At 41.7% G+C, this 19,384-nt stretch carries 16 protein-coding genes; 7 read left to right on the top strand and 9 right to left on the bottom strand.

The features are described 5' to 3' along the window. Positions 1–51: 51 nt before the first annotated feature. The gene (locus KO473_RS18225; RefSeq protein ID WP_005821823.1) at positions 52–2,754 is read right to left on the bottom strand and encodes a 4-alpha-glucanotransferase; all 2,703 of its coding nucleotides are present in this window, start codon (positions 2,752–2,754) and stop codon (positions 52–54) included. Between the two features lie 197 nt (positions 2,755–2,951). After that, entirely contained in the window at positions 2,952–5,495 is a 2,544-nt protein-coding gene (locus KO473_RS18220; protein ID WP_032537575.1) for an adenosylcobalamin-dependent ribonucleoside-diphosphate reductase, read from the bottom strand. Between the two features lie 248 nt (positions 5,496–5,743). Between KO473_RS18220 and KO473_RS18215 the strand changes: the two genes are divergently transcribed. After that, positions 5,744–6,532, top strand: a complete 789-nt coding sequence (locus tag KO473_RS18215; RefSeq protein WP_005821817.1) for an NADPH-dependent oxidoreductase — start codon at positions 5,744–5,746, stop codon at positions 6,530–6,532. 72 nt (positions 6,533–6,604) lie between these two features. Here KO473_RS18215 and dnaA read toward each other — a convergent pair whose 3' ends face one another. The 3 genes from dnaA to KO473_RS18200 form a co-directional block, all read right to left on the bottom strand. Further along, a complete protein-coding gene (dnaA, locus tag KO473_RS18210; RefSeq protein WP_005821814.1) occupies positions 6,605–8,032 on the bottom strand; it encodes a chromosomal replication initiator protein DnaA in 1,428 nt (475 codons plus the stop codon). Positions 8,033–8,380: 348 nt separating this feature from the next. Then, a complete protein-coding gene (locus KO473_RS18205) occupies positions 8,381–9,274 on the bottom strand; it encodes an MlaD family protein (RefSeq protein WP_005821812.1) in 894 nt (297 codons plus the stop codon). A 19-nt stretch (positions 9,275–9,293) separates the two neighbouring features. Then, complete coding sequence (locus KO473_RS18200; protein ID WP_032537574.1) at positions 9,294–10,547, bottom strand: N-acetylmuramoyl-L-alanine amidase; 1,254 nt, start codon at positions 10,545–10,547, stop codon at positions 9,294–9,296. Between the two features lie 108 nt (positions 10,548–10,655). On the opposite strand from KO473_RS18200, the gene KO473_RS18195 reads away from it, so the two are divergent. The 5 genes from KO473_RS18195 (at position 10,656) to KO473_RS18175 (ending at position 14,962) form a co-directional block, all read left to right on the top strand. Beyond that, entirely contained in the window at positions 10,656–11,549 is an 894-nt protein-coding gene (locus tag KO473_RS18195; RefSeq protein WP_005821805.1) for a hypothetical protein, read from the top strand. Between the two features lie 51 nt (positions 11,550–11,600). Beyond that, on the top strand, positions 11,601–11,996 hold the full coding sequence (locus KO473_RS18190; RefSeq protein ID WP_005821803.1) for a hypothetical protein: 396 nt from the start codon (positions 11,601–11,603) through the stop codon (positions 11,994–11,996). A gap of 201 nt (positions 11,997–12,197) precedes the next feature. Further along, complete coding sequence (locus tag KO473_RS18185) at positions 12,198–13,301, top strand: YhcG family protein (protein WP_032537694.1); 1,104 nt, start codon at positions 12,198–12,200, stop codon at positions 13,299–13,301. A 102-nt stretch (positions 13,302–13,403) separates the two neighbouring features. Further along, a complete protein-coding gene (locus KO473_RS18180) occupies positions 13,404–13,874 on the top strand; it encodes a GNAT family N-acetyltransferase (protein ID WP_005821800.1) in 471 nt (156 codons plus the stop codon). Between the two features lie 347 nt (positions 13,875–14,221). Continuing rightward, a complete protein-coding gene (locus KO473_RS18175) occupies positions 14,222–14,962 on the top strand; it encodes a CPBP family intramembrane glutamic endopeptidase (RefSeq protein ID WP_005821798.1) in 741 nt (246 codons plus the stop codon). Between the two features lie 63 nt (positions 14,963–15,025). On the opposite strand, the gene KO473_RS23540 is transcribed toward KO473_RS18175, so the two are convergent. The 4 genes from KO473_RS23540 to KO473_RS18165 all read right to left on the bottom strand — a co-directional run bounded on the left by KO473_RS23540 (position 15,026) and on the right by KO473_RS18165 (position 18,338). Beyond that, complete coding sequence (locus KO473_RS23540; protein ID WP_232303467.1) at positions 15,026–15,451, bottom strand: hypothetical protein; 426 nt, start codon at positions 15,449–15,451, stop codon at positions 15,026–15,028. Next, positions 15,405–15,605, bottom strand: a complete 201-nt coding sequence (locus KO473_RS23535; protein WP_234060273.1) for a hypothetical protein — start codon at positions 15,603–15,605, stop codon at positions 15,405–15,407. Before KO473_RS23535 ends, KO473_RS23540 begins: the two co-directional genes overlap by 47 nt. Before the next feature lies 1 nt (position 15,606). Then, complete coding sequence (locus tag KO473_RS23530; RefSeq protein ID WP_005821796.1) at positions 15,607–15,837, bottom strand: hypothetical protein; 231 nt, start codon at positions 15,835–15,837, stop codon at positions 15,607–15,609. A 194-nt stretch (positions 15,838–16,031) separates the two neighbouring features. After that, the gene (locus KO473_RS18165; RefSeq protein WP_122130665.1) at positions 16,032–18,338 is read right to left on the bottom strand and encodes a family 20 glycosylhydrolase; all 2,307 of its coding nucleotides are present in this window, start codon (positions 18,336–18,338) and stop codon (positions 16,032–16,034) included. A gap of 462 nt (positions 18,339–18,800) precedes the next feature. On the opposite strand from KO473_RS18165, the gene KO473_RS18160 reads away from it, so the two are divergent. Further along, the gene (locus KO473_RS18160) at positions 18,801–19,337 is read left to right on the top strand and encodes an HD domain-containing protein (RefSeq protein WP_122130666.1); all 537 of its coding nucleotides are present in this window, start codon (positions 18,801–18,803) and stop codon (positions 19,335–19,337) included. Positions 19,338–19,384: the final 47 nt, after the last annotated feature.

Here is a 19,384-nt window from a genome sequence, read left to right as displayed (position 1 = left end):
GGTTCGCTCTTCTCTCTTTGTTCTTTTTCTTCCTTGGGAAACTGACGGATATTATTTTTCCGGATTTCTGCCGGTTTGCTTAACCAGTTCTCTGATTTTCTCATTCAAGCTTTCGGCTTTCATGAGCTGTTCCAGTGTCAGATGCATCCGGTAACGCCAGTAGTGACGGGGATTGGCAGGGACATTGATCCGTTCTTCCTGCACGTTCGGGTTGCGCCATCTTCCGTCCATCGACAACCAATCTTGTAGTGACAGAATGCAAAGGATGGAGTTACTGTAGAGGTGGTTGCGGACCACTTCTTCACACAGTTCCGGTGTTGCTACGGCAGGGGCGGCACCATAATGCCCCAGCATCTGATTGTAGTAACGTTGAGTCTGTTGATAATCCTCTTCCCACCATCCGCGTAAAGTCGACATGTCATGGGTAGAGAATGTGCAAACCGAGCGATACGGGTATTCGTTCAGACGACCGAACTCTTCAGTCGGGTTCTTGGGCATCCGCTGGATTTCGAGACTCAGAATGCGTAGGTCGTTCATCACCCATGCCACGCAATCCGGTATCATTCCCAAATCTTCACCACATACCAGCATGCGGGTCGACTGAGTCAGTTGTGGCAGTTTCTTCATGGCTTGTTGTTGCCAGAAGTCATTATGGCGATGATAATAATACTGATCGTAAAGCCGGTTGAATGCTGCTTTCTCCCAATCGTTCAGGGCACGGTAGATGAAGTCGTGCTGTACTCCGATACGCGGATGAAAGAGGTTCGTGTCCTTACGGTCGGGCACAAACAGTACGTCACTTATCAAGGCGTACAATCCGTCTCTGATCCATATGCTGTCTTCATCGTTCTTGCCGGCAAAGAAAGCTTCCACTTTGCGTTGAGTGTCGAACTCCGGACGCATGCGGTACACTTCGTACGTGTCGGTCGGCTCAATAAAGGTTTGTTTGACGTAGTCGGTGTGGGGACCAAACACCTGTCCGAGGAAGTACTCGTGGATATAAGGCGTCAGGAATTCTTCGCGGAAAGGTAATCCGTAGCTTTCTATTTCTTCACGGCTCATGGGCAGTGCGGGAACAAACTGTCCCAGTAATCCATGCACGGCATTCATCGGGATTTCCCAAATGCGGAAAAATCCCAGAATATGGTCGATGCGGTAAGCGTCGAAATACTCGGCCATCTTTTGGAAACGTTTCATCCACCATTTATAGCCATCCTTTTCCATTACGTCCCAATTGTAGGTGGGGAAACCCCAGTTCTGCCCGTTGACAGAAAAATCATCGGGTGGGGCACCGGCCTGTCCGTTGAGATTGAAATAATAGGGCTCTGTCCAGGCTTCCACACTGTTGCGGCTGATGCCGATAGGGATATCTCCCTTTAGTACCACTCCGTGCTCGCGGGCATAAGTGGTTGCTTCCAGCAGTTGTAAGTGGAGGTTGAACTGTATATAGAAATAGATGGCGATATTGGGGTAGACTTCCGTACCGGGACGGCAAAGCTCTTCAATCTCTTGTGCATTATATTCCGAATATTTAGGCCATTCGCGGAAGTTTGGTGTCCGGTATACGTCACGCAGATAACTGAAGGCAGCATAGGGTTGCAGCCATTCTTTGTTGGCCTCAAAGAAATCACGGAAGGCTTTCGAAGCCAATACTTTTTCTCCTTCTTGCTTGAATAGCTGATGGAAATATTCCCATTTTCCCCGGTTCACTGCTTCGTAGTCGATGGCAGAAAGTGAATTCAACTCTTTCTGTTTTTGGTTGAAAGCGGTAGCGACTTCTTTATCTTTCAGGGTACCCATCTGTTTAAGGTCGGCATACATCGGGTGGAAAGCATAGATGGAAATACTATTGTAAGGGTAGGAATCTGTCCATGTATGGGTCATGGTGGTGTCATTGATCGGTAGGATCTGTACCACTTTCTGGTTGGTACTGACTGCCCAGTCTACCATTCGTTTCAGGTCTCCGAAGTCTCCTACACCGAAGCTTTTCTCCGATTTGAGTGAAAATACGGGGACGGCCACTCCTGCACCTTTCCAGGCCGGAACGTCAAAGTAGACATATCGGTCGGAAATAACCAGTGTTTCGTTTGCTTTAATCTCGGGGGCAGCCATGTAACGGTTAGGATTGTTTTCCCAAGCTTCAGCTTTCTTCTCTTCCTTATTATATAATACAAATTTGTACTCTAATGGAAATTCCAGTTTAGATACATCCAATTCGGCTTGCCATTCCGGAAAGTTGATGTCGCTCATAGGCCATGCTTTGTCCGGATTCCAGTTGCCAAGGACTTTCTGATTGCCACAGATGGCCAAACAGTAGTTGCCGTTGATGCGTGGAGCATAAGCCTTGATCATCAATCCTTTTTTGTAACTTTTGGGGGTTGCACTCCGGTCACGGTGTGCCAGAAGCGATTCGGTGAATGCCGAACTATAGAAATACTGCTGCTCCGGAAGGTTCTTCCAGCAATCATTGATGCGCAGACTTTTTTTGTCATCCGCAGGCAGGTAGACACGCCGGGGGAAAGAGTTCCATTCAGTACGGATGTTCTTATTGTCGCGATAAATGTGATAACTGTATTCTATAACTCCTTCTGCCGGTGATTGAAGAGCTATTTCACTGCTCCAATGGATACCGTCTACTGTGGTGAGGGAGATAGCTTTATCCGGATCATTGTTTCCAAGTTCGGGTACAGAACCTAATATTCTGACTTCTTCTCCCCAACTTGTGCGATACTCAATATGAAATGATACTATCATATATATTAGATTTAATTTTTGACTAATGATTTTGCAAGTATAGAAATATTCTACGTATGTCGTATCTTTACTTTCATCGAACTACTTTAAAATAGTATGCAAACGTTTGTGTTGTTTATGTTATTAAACATTGAAAGGAGCCAAGAGGCTCCTTTCAACGCTTTTGCTTATATATTAATCATTTACAGGTTTGTTTTTTATCCGCACCTGGATGCACCGCAAGTGGTACAGATGAGGCAACCTTCCTGATAAACCAATGTCTCATTTCCGCAGTTCGGACATTTTTTGCCTTTAGCTTCCGTTCCGTCCTGCACATATTTCTTCAGCGCACGTTCTACACCATTCTTCCAGGTATTGATGTTTTCGCTGTCCAATTGTAGCGAACCTACCAGTTTGATGACTTGTTCGATCGGCATTCTCCAGCGGAGCACACCTGAGATCAGTTTGGCATAGTTCCAATATTCTTTGTTGAACTTCTCGGACAGACCTTCGATTGTCATTTTGTATCCGCGTTTGTTTTCAAACTGGAAGTCGTAACGTTTGTTTCCGTTCTCATCGACATTCTTGATGATGCGTCCGGTATTTACACTTTTCGGAATAATGATTCCTTCGTCGTCGTCTTGCAGACCGGTGAATATTTCGTAAGGTCTGCCGTCGAGCAGGCCGACCAAGGCTACCCATTTCTCTTTATTGTTCTGGAAACGCACAACATCAGCTTCAAGTATCGGCGGACGTACTTCGACTACCGTTGGCGGCTTACAAGGAGGAAGCTCTTCTTTCTTGTCTTTGTCGGACTTCGCAGAGATAAGCACTCCTGAACGGGAACCGTCACGGTAAACCGTACAGCCTTTACAACCGGACTTCCATGCTTCGACATACAGGCGGTTCACCAGTTCCTCGTCTACATCGTTCGGCAGGTTAATGGTCACACTGATGGAGTGGTCCACCCATTTCTGTATTTTGCCTTGCATACGGACTTTCATTAACCAGTCTACGTCGTTTGAAGTGGCTTTATAATAAGGAGACTTGGCCACCAGTTCGTCCACCTCTTCCTGAGTATATCGTTTGGCGGGATCGTAACCATTCGCTTCCATCCAGGTTACGAATTTGTGGTGGAACACGATGTATTCTTCAAAAGCGTCTCCGGTTTCGTCTACAAAGTCAACGCGTACGTTGGTGTCATTCGGGTTCACTTTTCTTCTGCGTTTATATACCGGAAGGAATACAGGCTCGATACCTGAGGTTGTCTGAGTCATCAGACTGGTTGTTCCGGTGGGAGCGATGGTCAGACACGCAATATTACGGCGACCATATTTCTTCATGTCTTCATACAATGCCGGATCAGCTTCGCGCAAGCGGTTGATGAACGGGTTGTTCTTTTCTCTTTCCGTATCGTATACATCGAATGCACCACGCTCTTTGGCCATATCTACCGATGAACGGTAAGCACCCAGTGCTACGGCTTTGTGTACTTTCTCGGAGAAATCTGTTGCTTCTTCTGTTCCATAACGCATTCCGAGTGCGGCGAGCATATCGCCTTCGGCAGTGATACCGACACCGGTACGTCTTCCCTGACCACTCTTCTTATAAATCTTTTCCCACAAACCGCGTTCAGTGTGTTTCACTTCTTCGTTTTCCGGATCCAGATCTATCTTCTCCATGATACGTTCTATCTTTTCCAATTCCAGGTCGATGATATCATCCATGATGCGTTGGGCCAGTGCTACATGTTTATGGAAGAGGTCAAAGTCAAAGTAGGCATCTTTGGTGAACGGATTGACTACGTATGAATATAGATTGATGGCCAACAGTCGGCAAGAATCGTAGGGGCATAACGGAATTTCACCACAAGGATTTGTCGAAACCGTTTTGTATCCCAGGTCTGCATAACAGTCAGGCACTGATTCACGGATAATGGTATCCCAGAACAATACGCCCGGTTCAGCCGATTTCCATGCATTATGCACAATCTTCTTCCACAAGTTGGAAGCATCGATCTCTTTCACCGTAGTGGGATGGTCAGAGTCAATGGGGTATTGTTGGGTATACTTTCTGCCTTCTACAGCTGCTGCCATGAATGCATCATCCAGCTTTACTGAAACATTGGCGCCTGTTACCTTGCCTTCTGTCATTTTAGCATCAATGAATGCTTCGGAATCCGGATGCTTGATCGATACACTGAGCATCAGCGCACCACGGCGTCCGTCTTGGGCAACTTCGCGCGTAGAATTGGAGTAACGTTCCATGAATGGGACCAGTCCGGTAGAAGTCAGGGCTGAATTTTTCACAGGAGAACCTTTGGGGCGGATATGGGAGAGGTCATGACCTACCCCACCACGTCTTTTCATCAGTTGCACCTGCTCTTCGTCTATTTTGATGATAGCTCCGTATGAATCGGCAGAACCATCAATACCAATCACAAAGCAATTGGAAAGTGAAGCAACTTGATAATCGTTACCGATACCTGTCATCGGACTGCCTTGCGGTACGATATACTTAAAATGGTCAAACAGCTCAAACAACTGTTCGGAGCTTAATGCGTTGGGGTACTTTGCCTCAATGCGAGCCACTTCGTTAGCAAGTCTCCAATGCATGTCTTTCGGTGATTTTTCGTAAATATTTCCGAAAGAGTCTTTTACTGCGTATTTGTTTACCCAAACTCGCGCAGCAAGTTCATCGCCCTGAAAATATCGTAAAGATTCTTCGAAGGCTTCCTCGTAAGAGTAAATTTGCTTTTCCACGATGCAATGTGTCTTAGATTTCTTTATTAATAAGTAAATATGTAGAAGCTTACTTATCATTAACAAACGTGCCTGCAAAGCTATGAATGTTTTTTGGTATATCAAAATAAAAACGAGATAATTTATTAACCGGTACTAAGTTATCCGTTTATAAATGATAAGCAATTGATAAACAAATGAATGGTGGTTTTGTTCAGTGCCTGAAGTTTTCCAAAAAGAAAATTAATCTAAATTGGAAATGAGATAGAATGATTATTCTTTTTATATCTTTGCAGAAAAAAGATATGATGGATACAGTTAAGAACAGAAGAACTATCCGCAAATATCAGCAAAAAGATATTACGTCGGATTTGTTAAATGATTTGCTTGAAACTTCGTTTCGCGCTTCTACGATGGGCGGAATGCAGCTTTATAGTGTAGTTGTCACTCGTGATGCCGAGAAAAAAGAAATACTTTCTCCGGCACATTTTAATCAGCCGATGATAAAATCGGCTCCGGTTGTATTGACATTTTGCGCAGATTTCCGTCGTTTCTGTAAATATTGTCAGGAAAGGGATGCGGAACCGGGATATGATAATTTAATGTCTTTTTTGAATGCGGCCATGGATACTTTATTAGTTGCACAAACTTTTTGTACGCTTGCCGAAGAGGCTGGATTGGGTATTTGTTATCTGGGTACTACTACTTACAATCCTCAAATGATAATCGATGCTTTACACTTGCCGGAACTGGTATTTCCCATTACTACTGTAACGGTGGGATATCCGGCGGAATCTCCTAAACAAGTAGATCGTCTCCCTATAGAAGGTATCATACATGAAGAGAGTTATCACGATTATACAGTCGAAGATATAAACCGGCTGTATGCTTATAAGGAGTCCTTGCCTGAGAATAAGCAGTTTATAGAGGAGAATCATAAGGAGACTTTGGCTCAAGTGTTTACAGATGTTCGTTATACAAAGAAGGATAATGAATTTATGTCTGAAAATCTGTTGAAAGTACTTCGCCAACAAGGCTTTATGAATGATGGGCAATAACTGGCGGTGATTAATAAACAGCGAACGATGAACAGCTTGCATGATTGGTTGCAAATGTTCATCGTTCACTGTTTATCGTTCACTGTTTATATTTCTTTTCTTTAGTAAAGTTTCTATGTTTTCCAGATCGGACCGGAAGCTCTTGTCAACTTCACATTGGCCTTTTACTGTTTTGCATGCATGTAAAACGGTAGCATGATCTTTATTTCCAATAAATTTTCCGATTTTAGAAGTTGAGAAGTCGGTATGTGTCTTGGCTAAATACATAGCCACCTGGCGTGCCTGTACGACTTCTCTTTTTCTTGATTTGGTATGGATGGCAGATGATTCCAGATCAAAGTGTTTGCAAACTACATTGATGATATCATCGATGGTGACAGCTTTTGTCTCACAACGAACGACTTTGCGGACAATACGTTGTGCCAGATCCAAATCGATTTCTTTGTTGTAAATAGTAGAGTGGGCCATGATGGAAATAACGATACCTTCCAGATCACGCACGCTTTCATTTACATTTTCGGCGATATAGTCAATCACTTCCGAAGGGAATTGTAATCCATCCCGATGAATTTTATTTCTTAAAATATTTTTTCTCAGTTCTACGGTCGGTTTCTCCAGTTCGGCTACCATTCCCCATTTGAATCGGGTTAGTAAGCGCTCTTCCATGCCTTGCAGTAATACGGGAGCACGGTCGGAAGTTAATATCAGCTGTTTGCCGTTTTGGTGTAGGTGATTGAAGATATGGAAGAAAGTGTTTTGTGTTTTGGTGACACCTGCAAATTCTTGAATATCATCAATAATTAATACATCGATTGTTTGGTAGAAGTTGATGAAGTCATTCGTTGTATTGTTGCGCACAGAGTCAGTGTATTGTACTTGAAACAAGTGTGCTGAAACATATAGCACTCTTTTATCCGGATACAACTCTTTGATACGGGTACCAATGGCGTTGGCCAAATGGGTTTTTCCTACTCCCGATGCACCATGGAGGAACAGCGGATTGAAGACTGTTTTTGCCGGATTCTCAGCTACAGCTTCGGCAACACTTCTTGAAAGCTTATTACTGTATCCTTCAATAAAGGTCTCAAAATTATAGTTCGGATTTAGATGTGGGTCAAGGTCCTGAACGGCCGGTGCCCGCAACAACCCCGGAGCTTTCCTTTCATCAATGCGGGGAAGTCCGGACTGGGGAATAGCCGTAGAGCGGGTAGTAGACTCCTGATTCACGGTTGCCCCTGAACTTTTGTCTACCAGCACGTTGTACATCAACTTGGTGCCGTCTCCTATAACCTTATATAATGTCTTACGTAGCAAGTCCACAAATTTATCTTCCAGAAATTCATAGAAAAACTGGCTGGGAACTTGTACGATCAACGTTTTGTCCTCATATTTTAAAGGAACAATGGGAACAAACCATGTTTTGTATGTCGACTCAGGAACATTGTCTCTAATAATTTCAAGACAGCGGTTCCATAGGCCGACATGACTCGATTCACTCATAGCGGCTGTAATACATTTATTAATTAAGCAAAACTTCTACGATTGCAAAATTGGGAATCTTATTCGAGAAAAACAAATCTCCTTTTTCTTGTATTTCTCACTGAAAGAATAATGTGTTTACTTTCAATGACTTATCCCTTCCCCATAAAATACTTCTCATAGGAAGCTATTGCTTTTTTATAACTACTTGTTAGTTAATCAATTATCAGAGAAATTTCCACGTACTGTTTTTGAACCTGATAAGCTGTACAGATATCCTTTCTGTCTATGGATAGACTTTTGAAGGATTTCATCCTGTCCTTGTTTTGTGGGCTCTTATTTAGATAAATTCTATTTAAGAGGTTTCACCTACTTATCTTTTTTGCCAAACAGAGAGAAGTGGACATATCGTTTGGGATGTTCCTTCAGGTCTTCAAGCAAACTTGCTGCATTGATGGTAGTTTGGTTCAGGTTATTGTATAATTGTGGATCGTTTAGCAGCAAACCAACGGTATTGTCTTTGCTGTTAAGCTTTTCTGTAAGCATTTTTACGTTACTAAGGGTTGCGTCTATTTTTTTGAACGTAGTGGCATAATCAATCTCTTTCAGATTGCCACTGATTACGACAAAATTATCTCCGATGGTATTCAGCTTCCCTGTTAATTGTGGAATGTCATTATTCATCAATACTTTCAGTTGGCGGCTGGTAACTTCCAGGTTAGCTGTCGTTTTTTCAATAGAATGTAGAGTTGCCGGAATACTTTGATCCGTCATAATCGTGTTCAGTGAAGTTAGGATGGAATCTAATTTAGGTAGCATCTTTTCTACAGCAGGCATCATAGCTGCTACTTTTTCCATCATTCCGTTGTTCAGCGTTCCGGGAATTGTATCACCTACCATGTAGCGTTCGCGCGGATTGTTAGCTAATAAGATATTCATTCTTACTCCGCCCATCAGTTCGGGCACCAATTCGGCAGAGCTTCCTTTCGGTATGCGAAGATCAGTGTCTACTTCTACTTCCACGATGACATTTTCCGGTTGGTTGTAATCATAGGCAATATCACGGACAATGCCTACGCGGACACCATCAGCGAATACCGGGCTCGATTGTGCCAGGCCGTTTACATTATGGAATTTCACATAAAAATAGCTGGCAGGCTTAAACATATTAATGCCCTTCAGATAGTTAATTCCGAAGACAAGTAAGCACAAGGCCGCAATACCTGCTATTCCTATTCTGACTTCTTTCGTAATGAGTTTCATGTTTTGTTATTTAGTCTTTTTATTTATTTCTTCTTTTCTTAAATTCGGCTATAGCCTCATTGATATTCATTTTCTCTCCGTTGCGGAATGCAATGATGAAAGCATCCTTAAATAATGGAGTCACCGTATTACGGCGCGTCCGCAGCACTTTGTTGTAATCAGGAGATGCCCCGTAAGTGTATTTGTATATTCCTCCTTCTTTATAGTAATCTACGTCTTTCAATCCCTTCAGTCGTTTGTCATTTTTGGCCAATGGACGTGAGGAAGTAAGTATTTGTATCTTAAACGTAATTTCGGAGTCGTTTGTTGTGCTTTCTGCAATAATTGGACGTTGAGTTTTCGCTTCTGCGATTAACTCTTTGGGGCGTGAAGAGTTTTTAGGTCTTTCTGCTGCTTTTTCTTGTGTACTCTCTGTCTGTGCAATTACAGGTGCTTCTGTAGTTTCTTCGTCATCATTTGGCAAAATGGTACGACTGGCACCGGTCAAACGGATTTCGTGTTCTCTTTTATAGGCCAGAAATGCCCGATAGATTCCTTTTGCTAAAGTAGTGGTTCCTTCGTCCGTATTCAGATAGCGTTCCTCTTCAGGAGTGGAAATGAAACCAAGTTCAACGAGAATACTCGGCATGGCACTGGCCTTTAATACCAGAAACCCGGCTTGATGTACACCACGGTCTATCCGTTTGCAATGATGACGAAACTGTTTTTGTACCAGAGATGCCAGATGCACACTCTGCTCCATGTACTTATCTTGCATGAATTCGAAAATGATATATGATTCTGCCGAATTTGGGTTGAACCCTGCGTAGCGGGTTTTATAATCATCCTCATATAGGATTACAGAGTTTTCCCGTTTGGCAACTTCCAGGTTAGCATCCGATTTGGCCAGACCTAATGTCCAAGTAGAAGCACCTTTGGCTGTCCGGTTATTGGCTAAAGCATTGGTGTGGATTGAAATAAATAGATCGGCTTTGGCATTATTGGCAATTTCGGCACGGCGATCCAGTGGTATAAAAACATCTTTGCTGCGGGTATATACTACTTTTACGTCGTTACAGTTTTGCTTAATCTGATTGCCCAATTTTAATGCTACCTTCAGATTGATATTTTTTTCTTTAGATATCTTTCCGATGGCTCCGGGATCATGACCGCCATGTCCGGCGTCAATAACGACAACAAAATCTTTTGCCCAGGCACTACCGACGTTTAGTGGAGAAACGAGTAGCCAAAGGCAAATCAGTATATATAATATGTGTGGTCTACGTAGTTCCATATAAAAATAATGTGCAAATGTAGCAGAATTTTGTTGAAAACTCACTATTTAGTGTTAAGTTTTGAGTTTTTTACCTTACTTTGCACTCTAAATTTAAATGATATAACGATGCTGAAGTTCTTGAAAAATTGGACGCTTCCGGTAGCGATGTTGTTAGGTGCCATTGGTTATCCTGTATTTATCAGCCTTTCTTTTTTGACTCCGATACTGATTTTCACTATGTTACTGCTTACTTTTTGTAAAGTGTCTCCTTGTGACCTAAAGCCTAAGCCCTTACATTTGTGGCTTTTGTTGATCCAGATATTCGGTTCATTGGCAGTTTATCTTCTTCTTTATCGTTTTAATAAAATTGTAGCGGAGGGAGCAATGGTTTGTGTTATTTGTCCTACAGCTACGGCAGCGGCGGTCATTACTTCTAAATTGGGTGGAAGTGCCGCCAGCCTGACTACTTATACGTTGATTGCAAATATTGGGGCAGCTGTTGCAGTTCCTATTTTCTTTCCGTTGATAGAGGCAAATCCGGATATTAGTTTTATAGGTGCGTTTCTGGTTATTTTGAGTAAAATTTTTCCATTGTTGATTTGTCCTTTTCTGGTGGCCTGGTTTTTGCAGAGGTTCATTCCGAAGGTTCATCGGGTATTGTTAAGTTATCACGAATTAGCATTTTATTTATGGGGTATTTCTCTTGCCATCGTAACGGCGCAAACTCTCTATTCGCTAATTAATGATCCGGCGGACGGACTGACAGAAATCACGATTGCAGTAGTCGCTTTGATAACTTGTTGTTTGCAATTCTTTTTAGGGAAAACCTTGGGTAGTGTCTATAATGACCGAATCAGTGGAGGACAAGCTTTGGGACAGAAGAATACGATTCTTGCCATTTGGATGGCTCATACTTATCTGAACCCACTTTCGGCTGTGGGGCCGGGGAGTTATGTTTTGTGGCAAAACATTATTAATAGCTGGCAGTTGTGGAAAAAGAGAAAGAATGATATGAAATAATGAATATAAGATATTGATATTTAGTTATGAGTGATAGCTTGGTTGCCTGATATGAATAAGTGGGCTAAGGTTATTTTAAATTATCTAAAACCAAATGGGAAGTTTATATTTGTGGAGTTTCATCCGATTGTATGGATGTTTGATGATGACTTTAAAAGGATTGAATATAATTACTTTAATTCCGGTGCAATTAGAGAAATTCAAGATGGAACCTATACGGATGGAGAAAACGGTTTGTTGCAGGAAGATGTAACGTGGAATCATAGTTTGAGTGAGGTGATAAACAGCCTTATACAAAGTGGGCTCACAATATCTTCTTTTGATGAATTTGATTATTCGCCCTATAATTGTTTTTCGAACACAGTAGAATGTGAACCTGGCAAATATAGGATAAAACATTTGAGTAATAATATTCCGATGGTCTATTCTATAATAGCTACAAAATAAATTTGTTAATCAAATATATACTAATACGCAGAATAAGTAAATTTCAAAAGAGTTAAGTTTATTCCTTTGTCTATATATTCAAAACGAACTAAACCTATTTACACTGACAGCAAGATATGTGCTGGCAAAAAGAAAAAAAATCCTTTGCTTTCTTTTCGCCAGCATTATTTTTGTACTTTTGCCGCATATAACAAGGCTCAAATGGATATAAATCAGAATTATATAGACGCAGTAAAGACCATAAAAGAAGCTATCCTACGCAGTCAGTATCGTGCTGCTGCATCGGTGAACAAGGAACAGCTGTCCCTTTATTACGGCATTGGGCGTTACGTGTCGGAAAATTCCCGTAAAGGCTTTTGGGGAAAAGGTGCAATTGAACAGATATCTTCCCTATTGCAGAAAGAACTATCGGGGCTAAGGGGGTTTTCGGCAACAAGCATAAGAAATATGCGTATTTTTTATGAGGAGTGGGATAAGGTTTTAAATCATCAGCCAACGGCGGATGATTTGGTGTTGAATGAAAAATTGCTTCTTGTAGAAATTCATCAGCCACTGGCTGATGAATTTAACTGGTCAGACTTCCTTTCAATCGGCTTTAGTCATCATACCGAAATAATATCCAAAGCTAAGACTTTGGAAGCAAGGCTATTTTATATACATGAATGCGCCATTCACTATTGGAGTAAATACACTTTAAGGGATTACTTAAAAGCAGACCTGTACAGCCATCGGGGAACTTTGCCTAACAATTTCGCACAAACATTGCCTGATACTAAGCAAGCTTTAAAAGCTGTTTGTTCATTCAAAGATGAATACTTGCTTGATTTCATTAATGTGGAGGAACTGAATGAGCAGGAGGAGGATTTAGACGAAAAGATAGTAGAAAAGGCGATTGTTGCCAATGTGAAGAAGTTTATCATGACCTTTGGGCAAGATTTCAGTTTTATAGGCAATCAATATCGCATGGAGGTTGCAGGGGAAGAAATGTTCATTGATTTGCTCTTTTTCAATCGGGAGCTTAATTCTTTAGTCGCGGTCGAGTTGAAATCAGGAAAATTCCGTGCATCCTATTTAGGACAGCTGAATACTTATCTATCCGCCTTGGATACATATATCAGAAAGCCGCATGAAAATCCCTCTGTTGGGATAATACTTTGCAGAGAAATGAATCAAACTTTTGTGGAATTTGCAGTTCGTGATTATAACAAGCCGATGGGAGTTGCTACCTACCGTGCATCCAAAGATATGCCGGAACGACTTCGTAACGCCTTGCCGGACATTGAGGAATTGAAAAAGCTATTGTAAGACAAAAGCCTTATTTGTTTTTTGGCAGGTAATTCCTTTTTCCTACTTATTACTGGGTTACTATACTGGCGATGTTGCCAGAAAATAAATAAGGATGTAATTATGAATATTGTTTCATTGCGAAAAAATCCTCAATATTTAGAGGAAGCGATTGCTTATTTCCAAAGTAAATGGGCTGACGAAGACAGTAAAATGGTCTATGACAACTGTTTTAGGACCTGTGTGGTGTCAGAATCTCCCTTACCACAGTTCTATCTTCTGATGGATAACGGAGAAATAATAGGTTGTGCCGGACTTGCAACAAATGATTTTAATTCACGAATGGATTTGTATCCGTGGCTGGTTGCCTTATTCATAGAGGAACGATATAGAGGACATAATTATGGAAGATTATTAATCGAAACCGTAGAAAAAGATACCCGACAATTGGGGTTTGGGAATTTATATTTGTGTACAAAGCATATAGGCTATTACGAACATTTCAGTTTTGATTATATAGGAGATTGCTATCATCCGTGGGGGGAACATACACGAGTTTATCAAAAACATATCACTTTCTCGGCTGATTTTTAGAGATACTTCTGGCATTTATGCGTTTGCCACAAGTTTAGTATATTCCTTTGTTTATATAGCAAATTAAACCTACTTCTATTGGAGGTAAAATATCTGTGGTAGTAAAAAGAAAAACAATCTTTTTCTTTTTACCAGCTTTGTTTTTATAGTTGGCTACCTTTTGTTATCTTTGTGTATCAGGCTCATTATTCGGTGAATATTTTTATTTTCTTACTATCTTATTACCCCGTTATTAATTATAAGAGTATATTTAGTTTGGTATATCTATAGCCGGTATAATGTACAGTGGAGATAAAGAATTTAAAGTGCCCTCTATCCGGTGGGACGGAACTATAAAATATTGGATTATGGATAAAATATTGCGAGCTTTCTGGAATCGTTATTTTCATTATGATTGGGCTTTTGGTCTGTTCCTGATTTTATTATTCGGTGTTCCCCGGTTTGTTATCGTCCTGCAATCTTACGTGACAAGAAGTTATGGTATAGTGATGTTTGTTTTTTTAGCCATGTGGTTTGTACCCTTTATTTTCCTTACCCGATACGGACGGAAATGCATTGGCATAAGGAGGCCTGATCACTGTGGACGTTTGTTTTTGTCTTTTATTGCGGGAGGGATGTCTTGTGCTGTTATATTTGCCCTTTTCTTTTTATTATATGATAAAACAATGGATAACGCGTTTGTATATATAGGAGGGAATAATCCCGGGGCATCCATTTCAGGACCTGACAAGCAGCTTTATTTTTGGATAGCTGTTATTCCAAGTATGATATTTAGCCCGATAGGGGAAGAGTTTTTATACCGTGGGGTGATACATGGCAGTTTTGTTCAAAGGTTTGGTGAGTCGAAGGCCTCTGTTTTAGATTCATTGGCCTTCGCTGTTACCCATGTTGCCCATTTTGGTATTGTTTATGTTTCTGGTATTTGGCAATTTCTTCCTTTCCCCGCTGTTCTTTGGGTTTTATCCATGTTTGTAGTCAGCCAGATTTTTTTCAGATGTAAGCAGTTTTGTAATTCCATTTGGGGAGCCGTGTTTGCACATGCGGGTTTCAATTGCTTCATGATGTATTTTATTTTTTATCAGTTATAGAACACACTCTCACTTTCTGAATTTAGTTAAGTTCTGATAGTTTCATGTGTTCTACATCGAATACTACTCGCTATTGATATATTCCGAATAACTTTTACGTAACTGATAATCTTTGCCGGAGAAGTTCATACGGTCGAAGTTGAGTGTACAGGTTTCGAATCCGTAGAAGAATGGAAACCCTAATAATCCGGATTGTCTGGTTATGGAATCCGCTGTATATGTATTGAAGAATTGTACCGGACAATCATTCACGTCCATCACTTTGACGGAAGCCGTGTCCGGTGTGTGTATGAAACTTCCTTCTCCGCCTGTGTCTAATAGATAACTCCGGTTGTTCGCGAATAGAAAAACACAAACGGTTTCTGCGAAACATATATTGGGATCGATGGGATGCCTTTGCTCCTCTTTTTTGAAAGTTAATTTGCCAAATTCGAATTCTATTTTAGAGATTCTCCGGAGTTCTTTTATTCCTATAGATGGTGTCGTCACCGGAAAAGATAGGATCCTTTTCAACAAGAGAAACATGGACTACCGTGTTGTGGAAAGTGATATTACCCAATTGTAAAGTCTCTACGAAACCGGTGGTAGCTTGTGAAGTACCGAACATGCCGTTTACGGATATGGTATCTCCTATACATGTCACGTTACATTTCGTCGGGGCGATTAAAATAATAATTCAATGATACTTTTGCATGTAACCGGGTTGCTTCATCCATCACAGAAGAAGAATCGTTATACAGTTTCCACAGTTGTGGAGCATCCTGATAATCGTCTAATGCTAATATTTTCGACCTTAAAGAAGTGGTTGTTTGTGAAAAGGCAGTCATTGAAAAACAAATTGTCCAAGTAAGAATGCCGAGCTTTAGTCTTGCCATAGTAGTATATGTTATAATTCAATTAGTTCTTGTGAGTTTATGTGTTTTTTATGCAAAGTCATCAGTGTCGGCATCAGAATCCGGCATCCTTTTTATATAAGCCATAGATTACACTAAATGTAGATAATCTGTCCGTCCTACCTTCAATGTAGTCTATGGCATATTAATGAAGTTTTGTTCGTTGACCCGAATCTTTAGTGTGCGAACAAGTCGTTTGTCGGAATTTCATTTCCTTCGCTACCTGTTACAGTCATTTTCAGTTGTCCACCGTTTTGGTCAAAGTATCGTACTTCTATCGGGTGGTATCCTTTGGCCAATGCTTTCTGTCCAATCACTTCGCGCGGTCCGTGCGGTCCGTCGTTGTTGATAACTTCTTCACCGTCTATCAGTAAGGTACTGCCGTCATCAGACAGCAGGGCAAAAGTGTATATGTCATCTTTCGGAGCATTGATAAATCCTTTGATTACCAAACCGATGTTTCCCTTTGCTTTTTCCGGGATCATTATTTTCTCAATGGCATAAGTTCCGTTCAGTGGAGCTTTGGGGATGTCAGCGCATTTGCTGCCTTTAAATTCATACCATTTAGCTTCCAGACCTTTGCTGGAAGGAGTGGTAGTTGTGGCTGGAGCATATTCGCTCTTAATGAAACGCGTACGTGCGATATCACCGGCTTTCCCGTTAGGACGGAACGTACGGAAGGTAAAATCGGTTGTTTCTTTCACTGGGATAGGACCTTCGTATTTGGATGATTGCAGCGTCGGAATGCTTCCGTCGGTAGTATAACGAATATCTGCACTCGGATCCAGGCAAGTCACACTAACACTTCCCTCACCAATGAAAGCGTTGTTGCGGTGGAAACCTTCCAGATCGGGGATACGATAATTGATACCCATGATGTTGAGGCGTTCGAACTGATTGGCCAACCGTTGCGCGAAGGTATTCCAGTCTTTCTGCGAAGCCTGGCTCCATCCCAATTCGGCAATAGCCAACAGACGTGGAATTGCCATGTATTGCATCCGTTCACGTGAGGGAATCCATTCGCACCAAATGTTTCCCTGTACGCCTTTGAGAAGTCTTTGTTGTTCAGGAGTCGCTCCTTCGATCGTCAGGTCGAGATCATAAATATTGCGTACAGAATTCTTGTCTTGTTGGTAATCCAGGTAGAATTGGCTGTTGGGGGAGAAGATGATTGAGTTGCCCTGTTGGGTAGTCTTTTTCGGAGCATCCTTGACCCAGCTTCTCCACCACATGACGGTAGCAGTCGGGCTTAATCCACCTTCGATGATTTCGTCCCAGCCGATCATCTCTTTGCCTTTTGAGTTGAAAAACTTTTCCATGTTATGGATAAACCAGGCTTGCAGTTCTTCTTCTGTCTTCAATTGGTTGTCTCGCATACGTTTCTGGCAGTCGGGACATTTTTTCCAGTTTGTCTTTTCCACTTCATCGCCGCCGATGTGCACATATTTATAAGGGAACAGGTCAATCAGTTCGCTATATATGTTTTTACAAAACTCTATTGCGGATTCTTTTCCGGGGCAAACGGGAGAAGAGAATGTGCTTCCCCAACCTACTTTGTCGGTACAGGCTACTCCGGAATAATTGCTGACGGCTGCCAGCATGTGACCCGGCATGTCAATTTCGGGAACAATGTCGATGCCGCGTACTTTGGCATATTCTATCACTTCTTTTATATCCTCTTGTGTATAATAACCGCCATACAGCGTGTCACCTTCCACGATGCGAAGTTTGTTTTCCGGAATCTGGTAATCGGGGTTATCTTCCGATTTAGCCAGTTCCATGCATGACCGGTCGTGTGAATTGAACGTACGCCAAGCTCCTTTTTCGGTGAGTAACGGATATTTTTTGATTTCAATGCGCCATCCCTGGTCATCTGTCAGGTGCCAGTGGAACTTATTCATTTTATAAAGTGCCATTACGTCAAGCAGTTCTTTTACTTCTTCTTTGGTATAGAAGTGGCGGGATACGTCGAGCATAATACCACGCCATTCGAAGCGCGGGGCATCTTCAATCTGTACGGCGGGTATGGCCCATGTCACGCTGTCCACCACCTGCTTCGATTCAATCTGAGGTGGAAATAACTGGCGGAGTGATTCGATACCGGCTATCACACCGTTATAAGAATTTCCTGTAATCTCTATTTGATCGGGTTTTGCGGTGAGCGTATATGCCCCCTCCTTGCCTTCTATAGCAGTGGTAGAAAGAGTGATGTTTCCTTTGCCTTCTTTCACCTGGATGTTATATCCGGTGGCTACTGACAGAATGCCTTTCAGGTACTCTGCCGCTGGAAGCAGTTCCGGATTGGTGGTACCGATGATGGTGTTTGGGGTTAATACAAACGCACCATGGTTCTGTTGCACTTTGTTTGGCAACGGTACAATAGAAACATCTCTGGTAGCGGGAGTGGGGCTACAGCCCGTCAGCAGTAATGCGCCGGTGAAAGCACAGGTTGCTAACCATTGTTTGTAAGATGGTTTTGTCATAAGGATAATTATTGGATTGTTTTTCAAATTAGTTTTAGTCTGCTTACTTTTACTGTATGGAAAGCACAAATATACAATCAATTCTTTTGATAATCTTCATTCCTGATTGAAAAACTGTTGCTATCTTTGCTCTTACGTAAACTTTCGCAGTCGGCTGTATGTTTCTTCTTCAGAAGAAATCGGTTTATTAAGTTGCTTTTTGCCTGTTTGTCAGTGTTTGTCATGGGATGGCTAATGCTTTTGACGTATTGCTTCTTTCGATTTATGTACGTGCCTTCTTGAGACCACGGCTGTGATTCAAAGAGATCGCAATTGTGAACTGATGGAACCACAGTTGCAGATTGAACTGAATAACAAACTAAAAACTGTTGATAAATGCGTGAAATTGATAAGATAAACAGTGTGAATTTGCTTACTGAATAAGGAATGAGCAAGCCGGAAATTATAAAAAGTGAATAGAATATGGGAGCGCTTGATTTAATTGATAAATATTATCCTCAGGATAATGAGTTAAGAAATATATTGTTGGTTCACAGTCGTTCGGTTGCCGATAAGGCATTATGGATAGCCGATAAGCACCCGGAGTTGAACCTTGATATTACTTTTCTGAACGAAGCTGCCATGTTGCATGATCTCGGAATTTTTCTGACACATGCTCCGGGCATTAAGTGTTTGGGTAAGGAGCCATATATTTGTCATGGATATCTGGGAGCCGAGCTGGTGCGCAAAGAAGGTTTTCCGCGGCATGCTTTGGTTTGTGAGCGTCATACCGGTGCGGGACTTTCACTGGAAGAGATTATTAAACAGCAGCTTCCTATTCCGCATCGTGAAATGTTGCCGGTCAGTATAGAAGAACAAGTGATTTGCTTTGCTGATAAATTCTTTTCGAAAACACATCTTGATCGTGAAAAATCGGTGCAAGATGCCCGTAAAAGTATTGCCCGGTACGGTGACGAAGGACTTCGACGCTTTAACAATTGGTGTGAGCTGTTTCTTTAGTGCCTAAAAAAGAATTAAAAATCAAGATTCTCAAGTATATTTGGTGA

This window comes from Bacteroides sp. HF-4919 (assembly GCF_018860125.1).
The sequence above is the reverse complement of the archived record's forward strand: the minus strand, read 5'-3'. Positions and strand labels throughout refer to the sequence as shown.

Coding starts and splice junctions, on each gene's coding strand:
- KO473_RS18225 (WP_005821823.1), bottom strand. CDS start 2,754: ATGATAGTATCATTTCATATTGAGTATCGCACAAGTTGGGGAGAAGAA.
- KO473_RS18215 (WP_005821817.1), top strand. CDS start 5,744: ATGATTATTCTTTTTATATCTTTGCAGAAAAAAGATATGATGGATACA.
- dnaA (WP_005821814.1), bottom strand. CDS start 8,032: ATGAGTGAATCGAGTCATGTCGGCCTATGGAACCGCTGTCTTGAAATT.
- KO473_RS18205 (WP_005821812.1), bottom strand. CDS start 9,274: ATGAAACTCATTACGAAAGAAGTCAGAATAGGAATAGCAGGTATTGCG.
- KO473_RS18200 (WP_032537574.1), bottom strand. CDS start 10,547: ATGGAACTACGTAGACCACACATATTATATATACTGATTTGCCTTTGG.
- KO473_RS18195 (WP_005821805.1), top strand. CDS start 10,656: ATGCTGAAGTTCTTGAAAAATTGGACGCTTCCGGTAGCGATGTTGTTA.
- KO473_RS18190 (WP_005821803.1), top strand. CDS start 11,601: ATGAATAAGTGGGCTAAGGTTATTTTAAATTATCTAAAACCAAATGGG.
- KO473_RS18185 (WP_032537694.1), top strand. CDS start 12,198: ATGGATATAAATCAGAATTATATAGACGCAGTAAAGACCATAAAAGAA.
- KO473_RS18180 (WP_005821800.1), top strand. CDS start 13,404: ATGAATATTGTTTCATTGCGAAAAAATCCTCAATATTTAGAGGAAGCG.
- KO473_RS18175 (WP_005821798.1), top strand. CDS start 14,222: ATGGATAAAATATTGCGAGCTTTCTGGAATCGTTATTTTCATTATGAT.
- KO473_RS23530 (WP_005821796.1), bottom strand. CDS start 15,837: ATGGCAAGACTAAAGCTCGGCATTCTTACTTGGACAATTTGTTTTTCA.
- KO473_RS18165 (WP_122130665.1), bottom strand. CDS start 18,338: ATGACAAAACCATCTTACAAACAATGGTTAGCAACCTGTGCTTTCACC.
- KO473_RS18160 (WP_122130666.1), top strand. CDS start 18,801: ATGGGAGCGCTTGATTTAATTGATAAATATTATCCTCAGGATAATGAG.